At 76.1% G+C, this 21,856-nt stretch carries 15 protein-coding genes; 7 read left to right on the top strand and 8 right to left on the bottom strand.

Translation table 11 applies throughout. The features are described from left to right. Positions 1-224: 224 nt before the first annotated feature. The 3 genes from QOZ88_RS21030 to QOZ88_RS21040 form a co-directional block, all read right to left on the bottom strand. Complete coding sequence (locus QOZ88_RS21030) at positions 225-4,721, bottom strand: cation-translocating P-type ATPase (RefSeq protein WP_306001648.1); 4,497 nt, start codon at positions 4,719-4,721, stop codon at positions 225-227. A gap of 106 nt (positions 4,722-4,827) precedes the next feature. Continuing rightward, positions 4,828-6,333, bottom strand: a complete 1,506-nt coding sequence (locus QOZ88_RS21035) for an HNH endonuclease signature motif containing protein (RefSeq protein ID WP_306001649.1) — start codon at positions 6,331-6,333, stop codon at positions 4,828-4,830. A 21-nt stretch (positions 6,334-6,354) separates the two neighbouring features. Then, entirely contained in the window at positions 6,355-6,675 is a 321-nt protein-coding gene (locus tag QOZ88_RS21040) for a hypothetical protein (RefSeq protein ID WP_306001650.1), read from the bottom strand. A 115-nt stretch (positions 6,676-6,790) separates the two neighbouring features. Between QOZ88_RS21040 and QOZ88_RS21045 the strand changes: the two genes are divergently transcribed. Together QOZ88_RS21045 and QOZ88_RS21050 are read left to right on the top strand one after the other, a co-directional pair. Continuing rightward, a complete protein-coding gene (locus QOZ88_RS21045) occupies positions 6,791-7,324 on the top strand; it encodes an NUDIX hydrolase family protein (RefSeq protein WP_306001651.1) in 534 nt (177 codons plus the stop codon). Positions 7,325-7,408: 84 nt separating this feature from the next. Beyond that, positions 7,409-7,891, top strand: coding sequence for a hypothetical protein (locus QOZ88_RS21050; RefSeq protein WP_306001652.1), 483 nt, complete (start codon positions 7,409-7,411; stop codon positions 7,889-7,891). Between the two features lie 50 nt (positions 7,892-7,941). Here the strand turns inward: QOZ88_RS21050 and QOZ88_RS21055 are convergent, their stop codons facing one another. Both QOZ88_RS21055 and QOZ88_RS21060 read right to left on the bottom strand, forming a co-directional pair. Next, a complete protein-coding gene (locus QOZ88_RS21055) occupies positions 7,942-9,048 on the bottom strand; it encodes a hypothetical protein (protein ID WP_306001653.1) in 1,107 nt (368 codons plus the stop codon). Between the two features lie 70 nt (positions 9,049-9,118). Next, complete coding sequence (locus tag QOZ88_RS21060; protein WP_306001654.1) at positions 9,119-10,756, bottom strand: phytoene desaturase family protein; 1,638 nt, start codon at positions 10,754-10,756, stop codon at positions 9,119-9,121. Between the two features lie 99 nt (positions 10,757-10,855). Between QOZ88_RS21060 and QOZ88_RS21065 the strand changes: the two genes are divergently transcribed. Further along, the gene (locus tag QOZ88_RS21065) at positions 10,856-14,092 is read left to right on the top strand and encodes a DEAD/DEAH box helicase (RefSeq protein WP_306001655.1); all 3,237 of its coding nucleotides are present in this window, start codon (positions 10,856-10,858) and stop codon (positions 14,090-14,092) included. Between the two features lie 49 nt (positions 14,093-14,141). Here QOZ88_RS21065 and QOZ88_RS21070 read toward each other — a convergent pair whose 3' ends face one another. Further along, the gene (locus tag QOZ88_RS21070) at positions 14,142-14,525 is read right to left on the bottom strand and encodes a type II toxin-antitoxin system VapC family toxin (RefSeq protein ID WP_306001656.1); all 384 of its coding nucleotides are present in this window, start codon (positions 14,523-14,525) and stop codon (positions 14,142-14,144) included. Further along, a complete protein-coding gene (locus QOZ88_RS21075; protein WP_306001657.1) occupies positions 14,522-14,743 on the bottom strand; it encodes a FitA-like ribbon-helix-helix domain-containing protein in 222 nt (73 codons plus the stop codon). Before QOZ88_RS21075 ends, QOZ88_RS21070 begins: the two co-directional genes overlap by 4 nt. 109 nt (positions 14,744-14,852) lie before the next feature. Here QOZ88_RS21075 and QOZ88_RS21080 point away from each other — a divergent pair, with 109 nt between their 5' ends. From QOZ88_RS21080 to QOZ88_RS21095, 4 genes are all read left to right on the top strand, one after another. Beyond that, complete coding sequence (locus QOZ88_RS21080) at positions 14,853-15,626, top strand: IclR family transcriptional regulator (protein ID WP_306001658.1); 774 nt, start codon at positions 14,853-14,855, stop codon at positions 15,624-15,626. A 128-nt stretch (positions 15,627-15,754) separates the two neighbouring features. Beyond that, positions 15,755-18,211, top strand: a complete 2,457-nt coding sequence (locus tag QOZ88_RS21085) for a GcvT family protein (protein ID WP_306001659.1) — start codon at positions 15,755-15,757, stop codon at positions 18,209-18,211. A 2-nt stretch (positions 18,212-18,213) separates the two neighbouring features. Beyond that, on the top strand, positions 18,214-19,365 hold the full coding sequence (gene solA, locus QOZ88_RS21090; RefSeq protein ID WP_306001660.1) for an N-methyl-L-tryptophan oxidase: 1,152 nt from the start codon (positions 18,214-18,216) through the stop codon (positions 19,363-19,365). After that, positions 19,362-20,492, top strand: a complete 1,131-nt coding sequence (locus QOZ88_RS21095; RefSeq protein ID WP_306001661.1) for an aromatic ring-hydroxylating oxygenase subunit alpha — start codon at positions 19,362-19,364, stop codon at positions 20,490-20,492. The genes solA and QOZ88_RS21095 overlap by 4 nt, the downstream gene beginning before the upstream one ends. 18 nt (positions 20,493-20,510) lie before the next feature. Here QOZ88_RS21095 and QOZ88_RS21100 read toward each other — a convergent pair whose 3' ends face one another. Then, positions 20,511-21,758 (bottom strand): MFS transporter, encoded by a 1,248-nt coding sequence (locus QOZ88_RS21100; RefSeq protein WP_306001662.1) that lies wholly within the window; start codon positions 21,756-21,758, stop codon positions 20,511-20,513. Positions 21,759-21,856: the final 98 nt, after the last annotated feature.

A 21,856-nucleotide genomic window follows, 5' to 3' on the forward strand; every position in this document is an offset into this window, starting at 1 on the left:
GGCGATGGGAGCACCCCCGGTCGTCCATCGAACCCGGTACGGGATACCCGATCAGCACCACCGATCGCAGGGGTAGCCGCTCAGCGCGGGACGACCGTGACCGGGCAGCGGTGCCCCGGTACGCACAGCGCGCTGCTAGCAGACTGCGACAGCGCTGGTACGTGCTGCGGATCCGTCATGCATGTACCTGGGTGGCCCGAGGCGCCCTTCTCCGTCCCGGTCGCTCATCTCCCGTGGACAGTGGGGCTCCGGCGCGTGACGAGCCCCGGCACCAGTTCGGCGCCCGCGGCTCCGGCGGCGGCGCAGCCGAGCACCACCGCCCACGACACCGGGTCCAGCGGGGTGCAGCCGAAGAACCGGCTCACCCCGGGCGTCTGCACGATCGCCACAAGCGCCGCCAGCGACCCCACCACGGTGACCAGCACCAGCGGGCTGCGCCGCCCCGACCACGCGGTCTGCGCGAGCTGCGTGGTGATCAGCGCAGCCAGGCCCATCGTGCTGGCCCGGCCGGGGAACAGCGGCGTGGCCCGGCCCACGAGCCAGGCGGCGGTGGCCCCGGCCGTCGTCGCCGCGCCCCGCACGAGCACCATCCGCTGCACCGCCGCGGTGAAGCCCCGGTGCGGGCCGGCCCGCAGCACGGGGGCGAGTGGGTGCCCGGCCAGCGGCCCGTCGTCCTCCCCGACCGCGGCCTGCCGGGGAGCCGCCACCGCGACGGCGAGCGCCGGGAACATGTCGGTGAGCAGGTTGACCAGCAGCAGCTGGCGGGTGTTCACCGGCGCGCGGCCGCCGACGGCGGTGCCGAGCACGGTGAACGCCACCTCGCCGGCGTTCCCGCCCACGAGCACCGACACCGCGTCGCGCACCCGCGACCACATGGCCCGGCCCTCGGCGATCGCGTCGACCAGCCGGGTGAGGTCCACGTCGGTGAGCACCAGGTCGGCGGCGGTGCGGGCGGCGGGGGACTCCGCGCCCTCGACGCCGACGCCGACGTCGGCCAGCCGGATCGCGGCGGCGTCGTTCACGCCGTCGCCGGTCATCGCCAGCGTCGCGCCGGCCCGCCGCAGCGCCTGCACCAGCGTCACCTTCTGCTCGGGGGAGAGCCGGGCGAAGACGGCGGTCCCCGCGACCAGCCGCGCCCGCTCGGCGTCCGTCGCCCGGGCCAGCTCCGCGCCGGTGACCACCCGGTCGGCATCGGGCACGCCGGCCTGCGCGGCGATGGCGCTCGCGGTCTCGGGGTGGTCACCGGTGGCCACCACCACCCGTACGCCGGCGGCCCGCAGCTGCTCGACGGCCCGCACCGAGGACTCCCGCAGCGTGTCCGACAGCCCGACCAGCCCGCGCAGGGTCAGGTCGGCGGCGGCCTCGTCGAGGTCGTCCGGCGTCCCCTCGACGGCGCGGTCGGCGACGGCGAGCACCCGCAGCCCCTCGCCGGCCAGCTGCCGGATGCGGTCGCGGATCTCGGGGGCGTCGGCGCAGCGGCGCAGCACCACCTCGGGCGCACCCTTCACGACGAGCCGTCCCTCGCGGACGGCGGCGGAGAAGCCGCGGCCGGCGGCGAAGGCCAGGCTCGCGTCGGGCGGGCCTTCCCACGCGTCGCCGGCGGCCTCCAGCACCGCGCGGTCGGTCTCGTGCGCGTGGTCGTGGCCGTTGCCCATGCCGGTCGCGGCGAGCCGCAGCAGCTCGTCCTCGCCGCCGTCGTCGAGCGGCAGCAGGCGGGTGACCCGCAGCCGGTTCTCGGTCAGCGTGCCGGTCTTGTCGAAGCAGACGGTGTCCACCCGGCCGAGCGCCTCGAGCACCCGGGCGCTGCGCACCACCGCGCCGCGCCGCGACAGCCGCCGGGCCGCGGCCTGCTGGGCGACGGTGGCGACCAGCGGCAGCCCCTCGGGCACGGCCGCGACGGCGATCGCCAGCCCGGCCGCGACCGACTCGCGCAGCGGGCGGCCCCACAGCACCCCGAGCAGGGTGACCGCGCCGCCGCCGGCGAGGGTGAGCGGGAGGACGGCGCGGGTGAGCTCGGCCAGCCGGGCCTGGACGCCGGCCGGTGGTGCGGCGCCCCCCGCGGCGCGCGCGGCCCGCCCGGCCTGGGTGGCCGGCCCGACGGCGACGACGACGGCCCGCCCGCGGCCGGCGACCACGGTGGTGCCGTCGAAGAGCATGCAGGTGCGGTCGGCGAGCTCGGCCCCCGGCGTGGCGGGCACCGACTTGGCGACCGACAGGGACTCCCCGGTGAGGCTGGACTCGTCGACCTCCAGGTCCTCGGCGTCCAGCAGCCGGGCGTCCGCAGCCACGACGGTCCCGGGTTCGACGAGGACGACGTCCCCGAGACGGAGTGCGGTCGCGGGCACCTCCTCGGTGCCGCCGTCGGTCTCCCGGCGGGCGCAGTGCGCCTGCTCCAGCAGCAGCGACTCCAGCGTGCTCTCGGCGCGCATCCGCTGCAGCCCGCTGACGACGGCGTTGATGGCGGTGACGCTGCCGACCAGCACCGCGTCGGTGACCTCGCCCAGCACGGCGGTGGCCGCGGCGCCGGTGGCCAGGATCGGGGTGAGCGGGTCGGCGAGCTCGGCGCCGACGGTACGGGCGAACCGGGCCGGCACCCGGACGGTGGGATGGGCGGCGGCCCGGCGGGCGAGGGCGGGCAGCCGGCCCGGGGGGTGGTCGGGCGGGATCGGGGCGTCGGCCAGCCGGCGCAGGACGTCGTCGGGGTCGAGCGCGTGCCAGGGGGTGTGCACCGTCGGCGCCGGGAGCGGGCGGCGGGCGGCCCGGACGGCGGCGCGGGTGCCGCCGGCCATCGTGCCGGCGGTCGCCCACTTGCCCGGCGTCGTCGCCCGGGCCTGGCCGACGCGGGGGCTGCCGACGGCGGCGAGCAGCCCGCCGAGGACGTTGCCGGTGAGCGCGGCCGCGGTGGCCCGGCGGCTGACCGCCTTCGCGTCGGGGACGGCGGCGACGATCCGGCAGGCGTCGGCGAGCCCGGGGTCGGTGACCAGGTCGGCGCCCCACGTCGGGGCCCGGCCGCGCAGCACCGGGGCCACCGCGACGTCGGCGGCCATCAGCGCGGGCCCGTCGGTGGCCGAGACCAGCAGCACGCCGTGCCCGTCGGCCTGCGCTCCCCGCACGACGTCCACCAGTGGCGTGCCCGCGTCGGGAACCTCGTCGGCGAGCCCGGCGACGTCGCGGGCACCGACGTGCCGGGTGAGCACCAGCCGCAGGCCGGCGTCGGCGACGGTGGTGAGCAGCGCCTCGGCGTGCGGGTCGAGCTCGGCGGCGACGGTGACGCTGCCGACCCGGCGGCGGCCCTGCAGCAGCGAGCGCACCTCGCCGCCGGGGGTGTCGTCGCTGCGGCGGACCGGCCCGAGGCGGAGCCGTTCCTCCTCCCCGTCGCCGGTGAGCAGGCGGGTGGCGGCCGACCAGACGGCGGCGTCGTCCCACCCGTCGGCCTCCGCGACGGCCTCGACGACCACCGGCGGGCCGGTGCAGAGGGCGGCGCTGTCGACGACGACGGCGCCGACCCGGTCGAGCCGGCGGTAGACCGAGCCGTCGAGGGGGAGCACGCCCTGCCGGCAGAGCAGCAGGTCGAGCGTGGCGGCGAAGGACTCGCGGCCCTGCACCGCGGCCTTGGGGGTGAGCGCCCGGATGAGGTCGGCGGAGCGGCCCGGGCTGCGGGTGAGCGCGAGCAGGCCGAGCGCCGTGCCGAGCTCGGCGGGGCCGAGCCGGTCGCGGTAGGTCTCGACCGGCCCGCGCGGGAGCGCGCCGGGGCGCGTGCCGGGCAGCGGGCCGGGGGCGCTGTCGTCGTCCGGCTCGGGGCCGCACAGCTCGCGCTCGCGGCGGCACCACACCCGACGGCGGGCACGCACCTCCAGTGCCCGCTGGACCGCGGCGGCGGCGTTGAGCGCCGGCACGGTCGGGCTCTGGGTGAGCGAGTGCAGCAGCGCGCCGGTGCCCTCGAAGACCAGGTCGGTGCCGACCGGGCCGATCCGGTCGGACAGCGCGCGCTTGAGCCACTGCTGGGTGTCCAGCAGCGCCATGACCAGCGTGGCGTGCCGGTGCACCGCCGGGATCGGCAGGTACTTCCCGGCGGTGGCGAACCCGAAGGCGGCGACGTCGACGGCGGCGGCGAGGACGGCGGCGATCAGCGGCTCCACGTCGGCCGGGTGGTCGGGGCGCTGCGGGAAGACGCCGGTGCCGCCGCGGGCCTGCTCGATCTCGGTGACCACGCCGACGACGTCCTCGATGCCCACGCGGCGGGCGTCGACGGCGACCAGCACCCGGCCGACGACGTCGTTGACGGTGGCCCACTCGACGCCCTCGAGCCGTTCCAGCTGGCGGCGCAGTGCCGCGCGGGCGGCGGGGGCGTCGTCGTCGGCGGGGTCCTCGACCTCGATCTGCAGGCGGTCGCCGTCGCGCCAGACCCGCCGCGTGTGCCGGGCCGGCGGGGGCTCCAGCAGGCCCTTCGCGGCGTCCACCAGGTCGTGCAGGTGGCCGCTGGGGAGCGGGTCGGCACCGGTGACGAGGGTGCCGACCGCGCGGGTGCCGGAGACGGCGACCCCGTGCGCCACGTGCAGCGAACCCGCGACCCCGGCGCGGGCGGCCCGCGTGGCGGCCGACGCCGTCCCGCCCACCAGGCCGGCGCCCACGACCACCGGCAGGGTGGCCAGCGCAGCGGCACCGACGGCCACCTGCGTGGCCTGGCGGGCGGCGGAGCCCAGCCGGTGCAGCAGATTCATGGCGCCCCCGTGACGACGGTCACTGCACGGTACGCCGGGGGGTGCGTCCAGGCAGGTCCGCGGCCACCGTCGCGTCGCCGGGCACCGTGTCGACCACCTGCGGGCCTCAGGTGCGGAGCGGATCCGGGGGTGCGAGGTCGTCCAGCCAGGGCGGGTCGGGTTCGGGGTCGTGGTACCAGCCGGGCGGGCGGGTGGTGCGGGAGATCCCTGAGGGGGTGCGGACGACGAGCCGGCCGTCGGGGTGCAGGGTGAACGACCAGCCGCGGGCGAAGGTCTTGATGCGGTGGTGGCGCCGGCACAGGCAGCAGAGGTTCCAGCAGTCGGTGGGGCCGCCGTCGGCGAAGGCCTGCCCGTGGTCGATGTCGCAGCGGCCGGCGCGGCGGCGACAGCCGGGCATGCGGCAGTGCCGGTCGCGCACGGTGACGAGCCTGTCCTGAGCGGCGGTGGGCCGGTACCCGCGGGTCGCAGGTGGCGGCCGGAGGCCGGGCCCGTCGGGCTGCCCGGGCGGGTGCGCGCCGCGTGAGGCCTTCCCGCGGCGCACGCGCCGGCCCCGGCCGGCGGCGCGGGCCAGTTCGGCGCGGGTGGCCACCGCGAGGGTCTCGCCGGTGGCCGGGTCGTCGATCGCGACGTGGACCGATCCGCCGGCCGGCGCCGCCGACAGGCCGAGCATGTCGAGGGTGTCGAGCAGTTCCCGGCACTGGGCGGCGGAGATCAGCTGCCCGTCCAGCTCCGCCGGCGCGGCGCCGGCCGGGGCGTCGGGCCGCAGCGAGGGCAGCGCGGCGTGGAGGTGCAGGTGGGCGGTCACCGGTGGGCGGCTGGTGTCCCACGGCCGCAGGATCAGGTCCAGCGCCGCCGTGGAGCGCAGCACGCCGATGGGCCGGTCATCACCGTCGGCGCGCATCCACCGCGCGTACTGGTCGACCGCGTCGCGGGCTGCGTGCACCGCCGGCAGCGGGCCCTCGATGACCAGCCGGCCCAGGTCGTCGGCGGTGCGCTCGACCCGCACGTCGGCCGTGCGCTCGGCGTCCCTGCGGCGGCGTTCCCTGGCCTCGGCGTCCACCCGGTAGAGGTGGTAGCGGACCCGGTCGCCCAGCCGGGACGGCGGGCAGTTCCCAGCACCGGGGAGCACCCGCGCCTGCACCTGGGCGGCGACGGCGTCGGAGGCGTCACCGAGCAGGTCGAGCAGGATCCGTGCCTTGCGGATCGTCAGCCGCCCGGCGAACAGCTCCGCCCACGTGGCGGCCAGCTTGGTGGTGAGCAGGATCGACTCGGCGGCCAGGCGGCCGGCCTCGGCCTCCGAGCAGCCGCGGATCGTCGCCAGCTCGGAGACGAAGTCGTCGCAGACATCGGCCAGCGCGGCCGGGCGCATCGCCCGGGAATCCGGCCCCGGCCCGCCGCGGGGGCCGTAGTCGGCATCCCGCTCGGCCGAGCGCCGACGCGCCAGCTCGGCGATCGCGGCCGCCTGCCGGGCGTACTCCCGGGCCATGTGGGCATCGGCCGACCAGATGTCGCACACCAGCTCGAACTCACCCGACGCCGGCGGCACCACCTCGCCGGGCAGCAGCGGCATCGGCACGCCGTCGAGCGGCCCCGGCACCCCGTCGTCCTCCATGCCCGCGACCGTAGACCCGACCTACGACAATTCCCGCTGGTCAGCCGGGCGGAACGACCGCGAGCCCCGGACGACGGCGCCGGTGGTCAGCGAGACGGTGACGTCGCGGCCGGCACCGGTGGCCCGGTCGAGCAGCAGCGCCCGGACGCGGCGCTCGACGGCGTCGCCCGGCTGCCAGGCCAGCACCTGCGCCTTGTGCGGCTCCTCCAGGGCGACGTAGACGGAGGTGCCGGAGTCGGCGCAGAGGCCCGCGGCGCGGACGATCCCCGTTGCGGCGGTGACCTCCTCGGCGGTGAGCCGGGCGAGCGGGTGGGTGGCGGTCCCCGTGGCGACGGCGGTCATGGTGATCTGCCTACTCCTGGGGTGCGGAAGGGAAGGGGGCGGCGTGACCGGGAGCACGTCCCCGGTCCGGCCGCGCGGGTGTCGGGCGGCCGGGTGCGTCGGCTAGACAGGTGCCATGACCGAGCTGACGACGGCGGCAGGCGGGGGCTGGCTGGCCCGCGAGGAGATGGACGCGGCGCGCGAGCGGTTGCCGATCCTGTACGTCGACGTGGTGCCGGTGCGGGTCGACGAGCAGGGCACGGTGACCTCGATCGGGCTGCTGCTGCGGGCCGGCGAGGACGGGCAGATCAAGCGGGCGCTGGTGTCGGGGCGGGTGCTGTACCACGAGCGGGTGCGCGCGGCGCTGCTGCGGCACCTGGAGAAGGACCTCGGGCCGCTGGCGCTGCCGCGCGTCCCGCCGGCGCCCCAGCCGTTCACCGTGGCCGAGTACTTCCCGACGCCGGGGGTGACGCCGTTCCACGACCCGCGGCAGCACGCGGTGTCGCTGGCGTACGTGGTGCCGGTGGAGGGCGACTGCTCGCCGCAGCAGGACGCGCTCGAGCTGACCTGGTTCAGCCCGGACGAGGTGCGGGAGGCCACCGTGCTGGCGGAGCTCGCGAACGGGCAGAGCGCGCTGCTGCTGCAGGCGCTGGCGCACGTCGGCGTGTGAGCCGGGTCCTGGTCGGCGCGGCGTCCCGCTGTCCGGGGCCCTAGGTCTCTGGGGCGGATGGTGAAGCGCTCGTAGCGTCGCGCCATGCGCAGGTTGCTGCTCGCCCTGGTCCTCTGTGCGGCGCTGGTCGGGGTCGGCGTCGCCCCGGCCGCAGCGTCGGCGCGGGTCCCCGCCGACGGCGCGTTCACGGTCGCCATCACCGGGGCTCCCGACCTCCAGCCGCTGCCGGGGGACCGGTGCCTGGCGACCGTCCCGGTGACGCTCGCCTTCGAGGGCACGCTCGAGGGGACGGCGCCCGGCACGATCCGGATCGCCGTCGACGCGCCGTGCGACCAGGCGTTCGCCGTCCCGCCCGGCACGTTCGCCGACGTCTTCCTCTTCTCCGGCACCTTCACCGGCACCGTGGCGGGGGAGCCGGCCGACGCACGGCTGGTCTACACCGGGATCACGCGGCCCGGCGGCGAGGTGCGCGGCCTGATGCTGCTCTCCGGTGACGCGCGCGGGCTGCTCCGGGTCGAGGCGACGGCCGGCGCGGGCGGGACGTACTCGGGCTCCGTGCAGGGCTGAAGGCGTCGGCGGCGTAGCCGACGCCGGGCACCGCCGCTTGAACCGCCTCGTCAGGCCTCGTCGTCCGCCAGGGCACGCAGGGCTGCCTGGAAGGCGTCGGCGCGCGCGTCGACCTCGGAGAGCGCGTCGGCGGTGAGCTGCGGGTGGAGGCCGCGCTCGGCGTGCCCGTAGCGGATCAGGTCGCGGAGCAGCTCCGGGGTCCGCTCGACGTGGACCACGTCGGGGTCCAGGGCGGTCCGGTCGAGGTCGAGCAGCCCCCGGACGTTCTTGCGGCTCCAGACGAGGGGATCGCCGATGCCGTTGGCGCTCCCCGCGGTCAGGACGTCGTCGACGAGCGGGCGGAGTTCGAGGCGGGCCCACGCCGGGCCGAAGGGCGAGGCGAGGAACGCCTCGGCGATGCCGTCGAGCTCCTCCTCGGACAACTCCCGGAGCCCGGTGTCCTGGCCGCCCTCCGGGAGCAGCGACAGCATCCACTCCACCAGCGGGCGTGCCTCCGTCAGCTGCTCGGAGGTGACCCACCCCGGGCCGAGGGCGATCTCGGCGAGGGCGTGGGTGAGGCGGGTACGGGCGTCGGCGGGGGAGATGTCGCGCACGCGCAGGTCCGGGTCGTCCGTCTCGCCCAGCAGGCCGACGACCTCGTCGAGCGGTGCCCCGACGACGTACCCGTCGGTGGCGACAGCCCCGAACTCGTTGTTCACGCGGACGACGGCGGTGAGCGGCCCGCCTCCGGGCACGGTGACGCCCACGAGCAGATCGTCGACGTCCCGGAACACCGTGCTCACCTCGCCGGCCCGGTCCACCGGCTCGGACCGGTGCAGCTCGGCCAGCCACTGGGGCAGGACGTGACCGCGCTCGGCGATCTCGCGGCGCACCCGCCGGCGCAGGTCGGGATCCACGGTCAGGGTGGCGATCGCCAGCAGGGCGGCCGACGTCTCGACCCGGTCCGCGGCGGAGAAGCTGCGGACCAGGGTGCCGAACGCTGCTGAGGGATCGTCGTCGGCCGCGGCCACGGAGAGCGCCAGGCTCACGACGCCGAGCAGGGGCCCCGGGGCAGGCGCATCGATGCCCGCGCCCAGCGCATCGAGCAGGCCGACCTCCGGCGTCGTGTGCCGCCGCTGCTTCTGCCGGGACCGGGCCCGCTTCTTGTTCTTCGCCATCGCGGCGGACGCTACCGGCGCCCACCGACTGTCGTGCTGCGCCGGCTGCCGGCGTTCCCGGGACCGCGGGTCAGCCGCCCAGCGCCCGGCGGCCGGCCGCGAGCAGCCCGGGCTTCGCCGCCCGGATCACCTGCTGCGCGGCCAGCAGCCCGCTGGCCCCGCCCAGGCCCGGTCCGGGGTGGGTGGAGGCGCCGATGTGCCACAACCCGTCGACGGCGGTGCGGTGCCCGCGGGTCTGCGGGGTGGGCCGCCAGAGCAGGAACTGGTCGATGGTGCAGGCGCCGGAGTACGGGTCGCCGTCGACCAGGTTGCGGTTCCAGGACTGCAGGTCCGCCGGGGAGAGCACCCGGCGGGCGGTGAGCGCGGAGTCCAGGTTGGTCACGTGGCGGGAGAGCTCCTCGACCACGCGGTCGGCGTACCGCTCGCGCAGCTCCTCGGTCCAGGTGCCGTCGCCGACGTCGATGCTCCCGGCGGCGTCGCCCGTCGGCCGGCCCGGGGTCTCCTGCAGTTGCAGCCACAGCACGCCGGCGCCGTCGGGCACCCGGGTGGGGTCCAGCGCGGCGGGCTGCCCGGTCACGATCGTCGGGTGGACGGGCAGCAGGTGCCGCTGCGCCTCGTTGACCGCACGGCTCACGCTGTCCAGCCCGTCGCTGACGTGCACGATCGCCGCCCGCGACAACCGGTCGTGGTCCTCCGCCCACCGCGGCGGCTCGGACAGCGCCAGGTGGATCTGCATGTCGCCGCGGCCGTAGCGGTAGCCGCGGGCCGCCTCCCGCACCCGGTCGGGCACCGCCGCGACGCCGTCCAGCAGCTCCAGGTAGAGCGACTGCGGGGTGACGCTGGCCAGCACCGCTTCCCGCGCGGTCACCACCTCGCCGTCGGCCAGCCGCACGCCGGTGGCTCGCCCGTCGGTGGTCTGGACGGCGACGACGTCGGCGTCGGTGCGGGTACTGCCGCCGGCGTCGGTGACGATGCCGGCCAGCGCCTCGACGACCCGCACCCCGCCGCCCTCGGGCACCGGGCAGCCGCCCTGGGCGAGGGCGAGCGCGATGACCTTGTTGATGAAGCCGCTGAATGCGTCGTCCGGCCCCAGGCCCTCGTGGCCGACCCACGGGGAGAGCAACCCGTGCACCGCGGGGGACTCGAACGTGCCGGACAGCCAGGTGCGCGCGGACTCCAGGCCCTCGGCGCCGAACTGCTGCAGCCCGCGGGGGCCCAGCTGGCGGACCGCCTGGCCGGCGAGCTTCAGCCCGTCCAGCGACAGCAGCTCGGTGCCCAGCGCGCCGAACGCGATGCCGGCCAAGCTGCCGAACTCCTCGAGGAAGGAGCGCCAGGCGTCGCCGTCGCCGGGGGCGAGCCGGTCGAACTCGGCGGCGGTGACGTCGGCGTCGGTGGAGAGCACCGCCGTCGACCCGTCGCGCAGCGCGGCCGCGGCGGGCAGGTCGGTGTTGCGGTAGACGACGCCGCGGGCGGCGAGGTCGTCGGCGAGCGCCGGGTAGGCCGGGCCACCGACGAACAGCGGGTGCCAGCAGGAGAAGAGGTCGGTGGTGTAGCCCGGCGCCGGGGTGTCGGTCTCCGTGCGGATCGCCCCGCCGAGGCGGGGTGCGCGTTCGTAGATGCCGACGTCCCGCCCGGCCTTCGCCAGGGTGGCGCCGGCGACGAGGGAGTTGATCCCGCTGCCGATGATCACGACGTCGTGTGCAGCCATGGGATCCCGACTCCCCGATCCGTGGGGCAGCGAAACCGCCTCCGGCTCGGGTTGTGGACGAACGCCCGGGACGGTCGTCGGCGTCGATAGCCTCCGGTGGTGTTCGACGAGCTGCGCCCGGCGCTCTCCGATGCGGTCATCCGCCGGTCGGTCGGGGACGACGCGTGGCGCCGCGGCGTCGCCTACGCGCGGGAGGGCCGGGTCTCGGAGATCACCCGCTCGCGCACGACCGGCGAGCTCACGGCGATCGTGGTCGGCAGCCAGCGGCGGATCTACCGGACCGTGGCGCAGCACGATGCCGGGGCCGCCCGCTGGTGGGGCGAGTGCAGCTGCCCCGTCGGGTACGACTGCAAGCACGTCGCGGCGGTGCTCCTGACCGTCCGGCTCGCCGCCTCGGCTGCATCGCCGGTGGCCCGCACACCCGACTGGGAACTCGTCCTCGGCGACCTGGTGCAGGCCGCGCCGTCCGGTGCTGGCACCCCGGTCGGCCTGCAGTTCGACGTCGAGCGCGCTGCCGGACCCGGCCCGGCGTCGGTGCGGCTGCGGCCGGTCGTGCCCGGCGCGAAGGGGCGCTGGGTCCGCACCGGGGTGTCGTGGCGGAACCTCGAGCGCGACTACTTCTCCGAGCGGGATCCCGCGCACGCGGCCGCGCTGCGCGGGTTGCACCAGGCGCACCAGGCCGCGGACCCACCCGGCTACTACTACGGCTCCGGGGAACCGCCGGTACTGCTGGAGGACTTCGGTCCGGCGCTGTGGCCGGCGCTGCGGCAGGCGGTGGAGGACGGCGTGCCCCTGCTCACGAAGTGGGGTGGGCGGGTGCGGGTCGGCGCGCCGGGGGAGCTGGCCGTGGACGTCCGCGAGGAGGGCGGGGAGCTGCGGGTGGAGGCGGTGGTGGAGCTGGGCGACGACGTGCGCGTCCCGGCCGAGTCGGTGCTGCTGCTGGGCAGCCCCCCGCACGGCGCCGCCCTGGCCCCCGGCACCGGTGTCCCGGGGGAGATCATCTCGCGCGAGGGGCTGGTGCTCGTGCCGCTGCAGCGGGTGCCCCGGAGCGCGCAGCGGCTGGCGGGCAGCGGGCCGGTGCGGGTGCCGGCGGCCGACCGCGACCGCTTCCTGACCGCCTTCTACCCGGCGCTGCGCCGCGCGCTGCCGGTGCGGTCGTCGGACGGGTCGGTGGAGCTGCCGGAGGTGGTGGCGCCTCGGCTGGGCCTCTCCGTGGAGCACCTGCCCGGACAGCGGGCGCGGCTGACCTGGTCGGTGCGCTACGGCGACGACGGCCCCCGGCTGCCGCTGGCGCGCGAGGCCGGTGCCGCGCCCGACCCGGGGCGCGACGTCGAAGCGGAGGACGAGCAGCTGCGCGCCCTGCCCGCCCCACCGGAGCGGCTGCTGCGGATCTGGCACGTCGGCCCGCGACCCCGGCCGATCGAGAGCGCCGAGGTCGCGGGGATGGACGTCGTCGTCCTGGTCTCCGAGTTCCTGCCCAGGCTGACGGACGCCGGCGTGCTCGTCGAGGAGACCGGTGAGCCGGTGGGCTACCGGCGGTCCGAGGCCGCGCCGGTGGTGGCGGTGTCGGCCACCGACGGGGAGGACGGCGACTGGTTCGACCTCGGCGTGACGGTGAGCGTGGACGGCGAGGAGATCCCGTTCGCCCCGCTGTTCGCGGCGTTGGCGGCGGGGGAGGAGCACCTGCTGCTGCCCAGCGGCACCTGGTTCGACGTCCGCCGGCCGGAGTTCGACCGGCTGCGCGCGCTGATCGAGGAGGCGCGGGCGCTGCAGGATGCCGACCGGCCGGGGCTGCGGATCAGCCGCTACCAGGCGGGGCTCTGGGAGGAGCTGGTGGAGCTCGGCGTGGTCGCAGAGCAGAGCCGGCGGTGGGCGCGCGACGTCGGGGCGCTGCTCGACGTCGACGGTGCAGGGCCGCCCGCGGCACCCGCCGGGCTGGCCGCGCAGCTGCGGCCGTACCAGCTGGAGGGCTACCAGTGGCTCTCGGTGCTGTGGGACGCCGGGCTGGGCGGGGTGCTCGCCGACGACATGGGGCTGGGCAAGACGCTGCAGACCCTCGCGCTGGTGTGCCGGGCGAAGGAGTCCGGGGAGCTGACCGCGCCGGTGCTGGTGGTGGCGCCGACGAGCGTGGTGGCGAACTGGGCGCGGGAGGCGGCCCGGTTCGCGCCGGGTCTCGTCGTCCGGACCATCGAGGCCACCGGCCGCAAGCGGGGCACCGCCCTGGCCGAGGCGGTCGACGGCGGGGACCTGGTGGTCACCTCGTACACGCTGCTGCGGCTCGGTGAGGAGGAGTACCGGGCGCTGCCGTGGCGCGGGCTGGTGCTGGACGAGGCGCAGTTCGTGAAGAACCACCAGGCGAAGACCTACGCGGCCGCGCGGCGGCTGCCCGCGCGGTTCAAGCTGGCCATCACCGGCACGCCGGTGGAGAACAACCTGATGGACCTGTGGGCGATGCTCTCGATCGTCGCGCCGGGGCTGTTCCCCAGCCCGCAGCGGTTCACCGAGCACTACCGGACGCCGATCGAGCGCGGCGGCGACCCGGAGGTGCTCGCCGCGCTGCGCCGGCGGATCCGGCCGCTGATGCGGCGGCGCACCAAGGAGCAGGTCGCCGCCGAGCTGCCGCCCAAGCAGGAGCAGGTGCTCGAGGTGGTGCTCGACCCGAAGCACCGCAAGGTCTACGACACCCACCTGCAGCGGGAGCGGCGCAAGGTGCTCGGCCTGGTCGACGACCTGGACCGCAACCGTTTCACGATCTTCCGGTCGCTCACCCTGCTGCGGCAGCTGGCGCTGGACGCCTCCCTGGTGGACGACGGCTACGCGGATATCCGGTCGAGCAAGGCCGAGGCGTTCCTCGAGCACCTGCAGGAGGTCGTCGCCGAGGGGCACCGCGCGCTGGTGTTCAGCTCGTTCACCGGCTTCCTCGGCACGGTGCGCCGGCGGCTGGAGGAGGCGGGGCTGCCCTACGCCTACCTCGACGGGCGCACGCGGGACCGGGAGCGGCGGATCGAGGAGTTCCGCGAGGGCGGCGCGCCGGTATTCCTGATCAGCCTCAAGGCCGGCGGGTTCGGGCTCAACCTCACCGAGGCCGACTACGTGTTCGTGCTCGACCCGTGGTGGAACCCGGCGGCGGAGGCGCAGGCGATCGACCGCGCGCACCGGATCGGGCAGGACAAGACGGTGATGGTCTACCGGCTGGTCGCCGCCGACACGATCGAGCAGAAGGTGCTGGCGCTGCAGGAGCGCAAGCGCGACCTGTTCTCCCGGGTGCTGGACGACGACGGCGGGACGCTGTCGGGGGCGCTGACGGCCGAGGACATCCGCGGCCTGTTCGCCTGATCGACGTCGGGGTGGACGTCGTCCGTCCGGCCACCGCCGGAGCGGTGGGTCAGCGCGGGACGACGGTGACCGCACAGCGCAGCCCCGGGACGCGGCTGAGCCGTGCATCCGCCGTGAGGAGCGCACAGCCGAGCGCTTCGGCGAGCGCGACGTAGGAAGCGTCGTACGCGGAGACGTTGTCCCGCAGTTGCCAGACCCGGTCGAGCAGCCCGGTGATCGGATGCCGTGCGACGCCCAGCCGCCGCCACGTGTCGAGCGCCCGCCAGCCGTCGTCGGGGCTCACCGTCCGGTTGACCACCTGCCGGCGGAGCGCCTGCGCTATCTCGGGATCGATCAGGTGCGGGACGTGCAGCGACTCCGAGGCGACGACCGCCCGCGCCTGACCGTCGTTCAACAGTGCGGAGACGGCGGCCGAAGCGTCGAGGACGATCACCGAGCAGCGCGGTCGTCGTCGATGTCTGCGAGGACGTCGGGGGTAGGAACGCCGAGATCGGGGAGTGTGGCGAGCAGCCGGGGGTTGTCCGCCCGGCGGGAGACCTCCGTGAGCTCCCGCAGGGCGACCGCGCTCACCGACATGCCTTCACGCGCCGCCAGCCGTTCGAGAGCTTCAGCGACCTCATCCGGGACGTTGCGCAGGTACAGGGTTCGCATGGGCAAGATGCTAGCTGGCTGCTAGCAGAATGCGACGAGGACTTGTTCGCGGCATCTCCGCCCGGCAGCGGCCCTGCCCGCAGGTCGCGCCCTCGGCTAGCGTTGCGTCATGCGCAACGGTGCCGACGGCGGCGGCCAACCTCCGCTCGTCCAGTCCGTCGACCGGGCGCTCGCGATGCTCTCCGTCCTGGCCGACCGCGGCAGCGCCGGTGCCACCGACCTCGGCGCCGAGCTCGGCGTGCACAAGTCCACCGCCTCCCGGCTGCTGGCCACCCTGGAGGCCCACGGGCTGGTCGAGCAGCTGGGGGAGCGGGGCACCTACCGGCTCGGGTTCGGGTTGGTGCGCCTGGCCGGGGCGAGCGCGGCGCAGTTGGACCTCAGCCGGCTGGGTCGCGAGGTGTGCGAGCGGCTGGCCGCCGAGCTCGACGAGACCGTCAACCTCGCGGTGCTCGACGGCGACAGCGCGGTCAACATCAGCCAGGTGCACGGGAGCGCCTCGGTGGGAGTGCTGAACTGGGTCGGTCGGCGCACCCCGCTGCACGCCACCTCCAGCGGCAAGGTGCTGCTGGCGTACGGGCCGGCGGCCGCGCGCGCGGCCATGTCCGCCACGGCGCTGGAGCGGTACACCCCGTCGACGATCACCGACGTCGCGGTGCTCGACGAGGTGCTGGCCAGGGTCCGCGAGCAGGGCTGGGCGGCCACCGAGGGAGAACTGGAGCTGGGCCTCAACGCGGTGGCCGCGCCGGTGTGCGCGCCGGACGGGCGGCTGGTCGCCGCGCTCAGCGTGTCCGCGCCGTCCTACCGGCTGCCCCGCGACCGGTTCGCCGACATCGCGGAGCGGCTGTGCGCCGTCGCCACGGAGACCGGCCGGCAGCTCGGCTGAGGCACCGGGGCGGCGCTCCGTGGCGCCGGTGTGAACACCGTGTCAGGACGCGCGCCGACACGCCGGTGCCCCTTGACGGGGTGCGGATCCGCTCCGGACCCTGTTGCGCATCCCGCCAGTAGTTGCGGATGCCGCAACGGACGAAGGGCGTGGCCATGGACATGGCTCCCCGCAGGACGTCGCCCCGCGTCGTGGTCATCGGCGCCGGAATCGTCGGGTGCTCGCTGGCCGACGAGCTCACCGCGCGCGGCTGGACCGACGTCACCGTGCTCGACCGGGGCCCGCTGTTCGCGGCCGGCGGGTCGAGCTCGCACGCCCCGGGTCTGGTCTTCCAGACCAACCCGTCGAAGACGCTCGCGGAGTTCGCGAGCTACACCGTCGGCAAGCTGGGCAACCTCGCGCTCGACGGCGAACCGGTCTTCCGGCCGGTCGGCGGCCTGGAGGTGGCGACGACGCCGGAGCGCTGGGCCGACCTGGCCCGCCGGCACGGCCTGGCCACCTCGTGGGGCATCGAGGCCCGGCTGGTCGACCCCGGCGAGTGCGCCCGGCTGCACCCGCTGCTCGACCCGGGCGCCGTGCTGGGTGGGCTGCACGTGCCGAGCGACGGGCTGGCGCACGCCGTGCCGGCCGGCGAGGCGCAGGCCCGGCGGGCGATCGAGCGGGGCGCCCGCTTCCTCGCCCGGCACCGCGTCACCGGCGTCTTCTCGGCCGCCGGGCGCGTCTCCGGCGTGGACACCGACCAGGGCTTCGTGCCGGCCGACGTCGTCGTCTGCGCCGCCGGCTTCTGGGGCCCGGACGTCGGCGCGCTGGCCGGGCTGACCGTCCCGCTGCAGCCGCTGGCGCACCAGTACGCCACCACGGCACCGGTGCCGGCGCTGGCCGGCGCGGTGCGGGAGATCAGCGCGCCGATCCTGCGGCACCAGGACGCCGACCTGTACTACCGCGAGCACGGCGACCGGATCGGCATCGGCTCCTACGGCCACCGGCCGATGCCGGTGACCGCGCAGGACGCCGAGGCGCACGCGAACAGCTGCCTGCCCTTCACCCCCGACGACTTCGCCGACGCCTGGAAGCAGAGCCTCGCGTTGCTGCCCGGTCTCGCCGGGACCGAGGTCGCGGCCGGCATCAACGGCGTCTTCTCCTTCACCCCCGACGGCATGCCGCTGCTCGGCGAGCACCGCGACCTGCCCGGCTTCTGGGTCGCCGAGGCGGTGTGGGTGACCCACTCGGCCGGGGTCGCCAAGGCGCTGGCCGAGTGGCTGGTCGAGGGGCAGCCGCGCACCGACGTGCACGAGTGCGACCTGCACCGGTTCACCGACGTCCAGCTCTCGCCGGAGTACGTGGCCGGGCGCGGGGCGCAGCAGTTCGTCGAGGTCTACGACATCGTCCACCCGCTGGACCCGCCCGCGGTGCTCCGCCCGCTGCGCACGAGCCCGTTCTGGGTCCGCCAGCAGGAGCTCGGCGCCGTCCTCACCGAGGTGGGCGGCTGGGAGCGGCCGCTGTGGTTCGAGTCGAACGCGCCGCTGGCCGAGGGGCTGGACCTGCCGCCCCGCGACGCGTGGGCCTCGCGGTGGTGGTCGCCGACCGTCGCCGCCGAGGCGCTGGCCACCCGGAGGCACGGCGCGATGTACGACATGACCCCGCTGACCCGGATCGAGGTGACCGGCCGCGGGGCGCCCGACTTCCTGCAGCGGCTGACCACGAACGACGTCGCCAAGCCCGTCGGCCGGGTCACCTACACCCTGCTGCTGGACGCCGCCGGCGGGATCCGCAGCGACCTGACCGTCGCCCGGCTGGGGGAGCACCGGTTCCAGGTGGGCGCCAACGGCCCGCTCGACCTCGACTGGTTCCGCCAGCACGCGCCGGACGACGGCTCGGTGCAGCTGCGCGACACCACCGCCGGCACCTGCGGCATCGGGCTGTGGGGCCCGCGGGCGCGCGACGTCCTGCAGCCGCTGACGAGCAGCGACGTCTCGCACGAGGCGTTCGGGTACTTCCGGGCGCGGGAGCTCTCCGTCGGCGGGGTGCCGGTGACCGCGCTGCGGGTCTCCTACGTCGGTGAGCTCGGGTGGGAGCTGTACACCGACGTGGCCACCGGGCTGCGGCTGTGGGACGTGCTGTGGGACGCCGGGCAGCGGCACGGGCTGGTCGCCGCCGGCCGCCGGGCCTTCGACAGCCTGCGGCTGGAGAAGGGCTACCGCGCCTGGGGGATCGACATGACGGCCGAGCACGACCCGGTCGAGGCGGGGCTGTCGTTCGCCGTCCGTCAGGGCAAGGACTTCGTCGGGCGGGCGGCGCTGGAGCACCGGCCGCACGACCGGCGGCTGGCCTGCCTCACCCTCGACGACCCGGCGACGACGGTGCTGGGCCGTGAGCCGGTGCGGATCGACGGGACGCCGGTCGGCCACGTCACGAGCGCGGGCTTCGGCTGCACGATCGGCCGGTCGATCGCCTACGCCTGGCTGCCGGCGTCGCACGCGGAACCCGGCACCGCGGTGACCATCGACTGGTTCGGGAACCCGGTCGCGGCGACCGTCGCCGCCGAGCCGCTGGTCGATCCCTCCGGCACGCGGATGCGGTGCTGACGATGGCCTACGACGTCGTCGTCCTGGGGCTGGGTGGCATGGGCAGCGCGGCGGCCGCGCACCTGGCCGCCCGCGGGCAGCGCGTGCTCGGGCTGGAGCGGTTCGGCCCGGCGCACGACCAGGGGTCCAGCCACGGCGGCTCGCGGATCACCCGGCAGGCCTACTTCGAGGACCCCGCCTACGTGCCGCTGCTGCTGCGCGCCTACGAGCTGTGGGACCAGCTGTGCGCCGATTCCGGCACCGACGTGCTGGTGCGCACCGGCGGGGTGTTCCTCGGCCGGCCCGACAGCCGCACGGTCGCCGGCAGTCTGCGGGCGGCCCGCGAGTGGGGGCTGGCCCACGAGCTGCTCGACGCGGCCGAGGTCCGCCGCCGGTTCCCGACGCTGACCCCGGCCGGCGACGAGGTGGGGCTGGTCGAGGCCGCGGCCGGGTTCGCCCGCCCGGAGGCGACCGTGGCCGCGCACCTCGACCTGGCCTTTGCGCGCGGGGCGGAGCTGCGCTTCCGCGAGCCGGCGCTCTCCTGGACGGCGACCCCGGGCGGCGGGGTGCGGGTGCGGACGGCCGCGGGGGAGTACGAGGCGGGTGCGCTGGTGGTGAGCCCCGGCTCGTGGGCGCCGGAGGTGCTGGCCGACCTCGGCGTCCCGCTGACCGTGGAGCGCCAGGTCATGTACTGGTTCCAGCCGACCGGCGGCACCGCTGCCTGGACGCCGGACCGGCACCCGATCTACATCCACGAGGCGGCCGACGGCACCCAGGTCTACGGCTTCCCGGCGATCGACGGACCGGACGGCGGGGCCAAGGTCGCGTTCTTCCGGCGGGGGATCCCGTGCACCCCGGACACGATCGACCGGGACGTGCACCCCGAGGAGGTCGCGGCGATGGCCGGGCACCTGGCCGGGGTGCTGCCGACCCTGCCGGGCGAGCTGCTGAAGGCCGCGACCTGCATGTACACGACGACGCCCGACGAGCACTTCATCATCGCCCCGCACCCCGAGCACCCGCAGGTGACCGTGGCCTGCGGCTTCTCCGGGCACGGCTTCAAGTTCGTGCCGGTGGTCGGCGAGATCCTCGCCGACCTCGCCACCACGGGAACGACCACGCACCCGATCGACCTGTTCGACCCCCGCCGGCCCGCGCTGGAGGCCACCTCATGACCGCGACCCTCCCCGCTCCCTCCTCAAGCCTGATGCCGACCCTGGCCGGGCGGTACTACACCGACCCGGCGCTGTTCACCCGCGAGCAGGAGCTGGTGTTCGAGGCGATGTGGTGCTGCGTCGCCCGCACCGACGAGGTCGCCGCCCCCGGCAGCTTCCGGCGGGTGCAGGTCGGCCGGGAGAGCGTGCTGGTGGTGCGCGGCCGGGACGGCGGCCTGCGGGCGTTCCTCAACGTGTGCCGGCACCGCGGCGCGCAGCTGTGCTCCGAGGAGTCGGGGCAGGTGACCCGGACGCTGCGCTGCCCGTACCACGCCTGGTCGTTCGGGCTGGACGGTGCGCTGGTCGCCGCACCCAACCTGGCGCGGATGCCCGACGTCGACCGGGTGGCCAACGGGCTGGTGCCGGTGCACCTGCGCGAGTGGCTGGGCTACGCGTGGGTGTGCCTGGCAGACGACCCGCCGTCGTTCGAGGACGACGTGGTCGGCGCGGTGACCGAGCGGCTCGGCGACCCGGCGGCGATCGAGGGGTACGACGTGGGGCGGCTGGCCCTGGGCCGGCGGATCCGCTACGACGTCGCGGCCAACTGGAAGCTCGTCGTCGAGAACTTCATGGAGTGCTACCACTGCGCGACGATCCACCCCGAGCTGACCGACGTCCTGCCGGAGTTCAGCCGCGGGCACGCCGCGCAGTCCTTCGTCGGGCACGGGGCGGAGTTCGCGGCTGGTGTCGACGGCTTCACCGTGGACGGGTCGGTCGGCTTCCCGGCGCTGCCGGGGATCGACCAGGACCGGGACCGGCGCTATTACGCGGCCACGATCAAGCCGGCGGTGTTCCTCAACCTGGTGCCCGACCACGTGATCCTGCTGCGGATGACCCCGCTGGCCGTCGACCGGACGGGAGTCGAGTGCGACTGGCTGTACGCCCCGGAGGTGGTCGCCGCGGGGCTGGACGTCTCCCGGTCGGTCGAGCTGTTCCACCGGGTCAACCAGCAGGACTTCGCCGCCTGCGAGCGCACCCAGCCCGGCATGAGCTCGCGGGCCTACGCGGCCGGCGGCGTGCTGGTGCCCGTCGAGCACCACCTCGCGCTGTTCCACGACTGGCTGCGGAGCCGGCTCGGGGAGGGGTGACGTCCGGTCGGGACCTGCTCAGGCCGGGACGGGCTCCGGCTGCGTCGCTGCCCGCTGCTGCGACACCGCGTACGCCGCCGCGGCGGCGACCACGAGCGCGGCGGCCAGCGCCGGGGCGGCGAGCGCGGTGCCCACGCCGAGCCGGTCGACGACGGCGCCGGTGACCGCGGCCGCCAGCGCCTGGCCGACGACGACCGCCGAGTTGAGCATCGTCATGGTGGTCGCCGAGCGGCCGGCGGGGCTGAGCAGCGCGCCGACGCTGTAGAGGGTGACCAGCGTCGGCCCGATGCCGCAGCCGAGGACGGCGAGGGCGACGACGAGCGCCGGCACCGAGCGCGCGGTCGCGTAGAGCAGCGCGGCGGCGAGGAGCACGGAACCGAACGTCGCCCAGCGCGCCCGCAGCGAGAAGCGCTGGGGGAGCGCCGCGGTGCCGAGCGCCAGCACCGCCGACCCGATGCCCATGACGCCGTAGAGCAGGCCGGCCCGGTCGCCGCTTCCGTCGTCCGCGGCGAGGAAACCGGTGAGCGAGGTGAGGGTGGCGCCGAAGAAGAGCCCGACGCCGAGGGTGCCGGCGACGACGGTGAGCAGCGGGAAGCGGGCCAGCTCGCGGGCGGGCGCCTGGGTGGTGCGGCTGTGCTGGGCGCCGGGCTGGAGCCGGCCGGTGGGGTGCAGGGCGAAGGCGGTGACGAAGACGAGGGTGAGCGCGGCGGCGCCGGCGATGGCGACCCACGGGGCGATCGCGACGGCGAGGAGGCCGACGAGGAACGGGCCGACGATGAAGACCATCTCGTCGGCGGCGGACTCGTAGGCCATCGTCCCGTTGAGCACCCGCTCGCGGCGGTCGCGCTGCACCGTGCGGCGGATGACGGCCATCAGCCGGGTGCGGGACATGGGCGCGATCTGCGGCGCGGACATGCCGATCAGCACCGAGAGCGCGAGGACGGCGGCGTCCGCGGCGGTGCTCGCGACGACGAGCGGGAAGGCGGCGAGCAGGGCGCCGTGGAGCAGGCCGACCGGGACCAGGACGCGGCGCTGGCCGAGGCGGTCGGCCGCCGCACCGAGGAGCGGGCCGGCGAACGCGGTGCCGATGCCGGCGACGGCGGAGTTGAGCCCGCCGAGGGTGACCGAGCCGCGCTCGGCGACGACCAGGGTGAGCACCCCGACGGTCATCATCGCGAAGGGGAGCCGCGCGACGAACGCGAGCGGGAAGTAGGAGAGACCGGCGGAGCGGATGACCGCGGAGGTGGTGGGGCGCGTGCGGAACATGACCTCTGCTGCTGCGGATCGGGCGTGCCGCCTTGATCCGCCGGTCGGGCCGGCAGCAGGTAGTTACACACGGACGTTCGGGACGTCCGCGAGCCTAG

Origin of the sequence: Blastococcus carthaginiensis (assembly GCF_030731085.1) — a bacterium.
Classification (GTDB): domain Bacteria; phylum Actinomycetota; class Actinomycetes; order Mycobacteriales; family Geodermatophilaceae; genus Blastococcus; species Blastococcus carthaginiensis.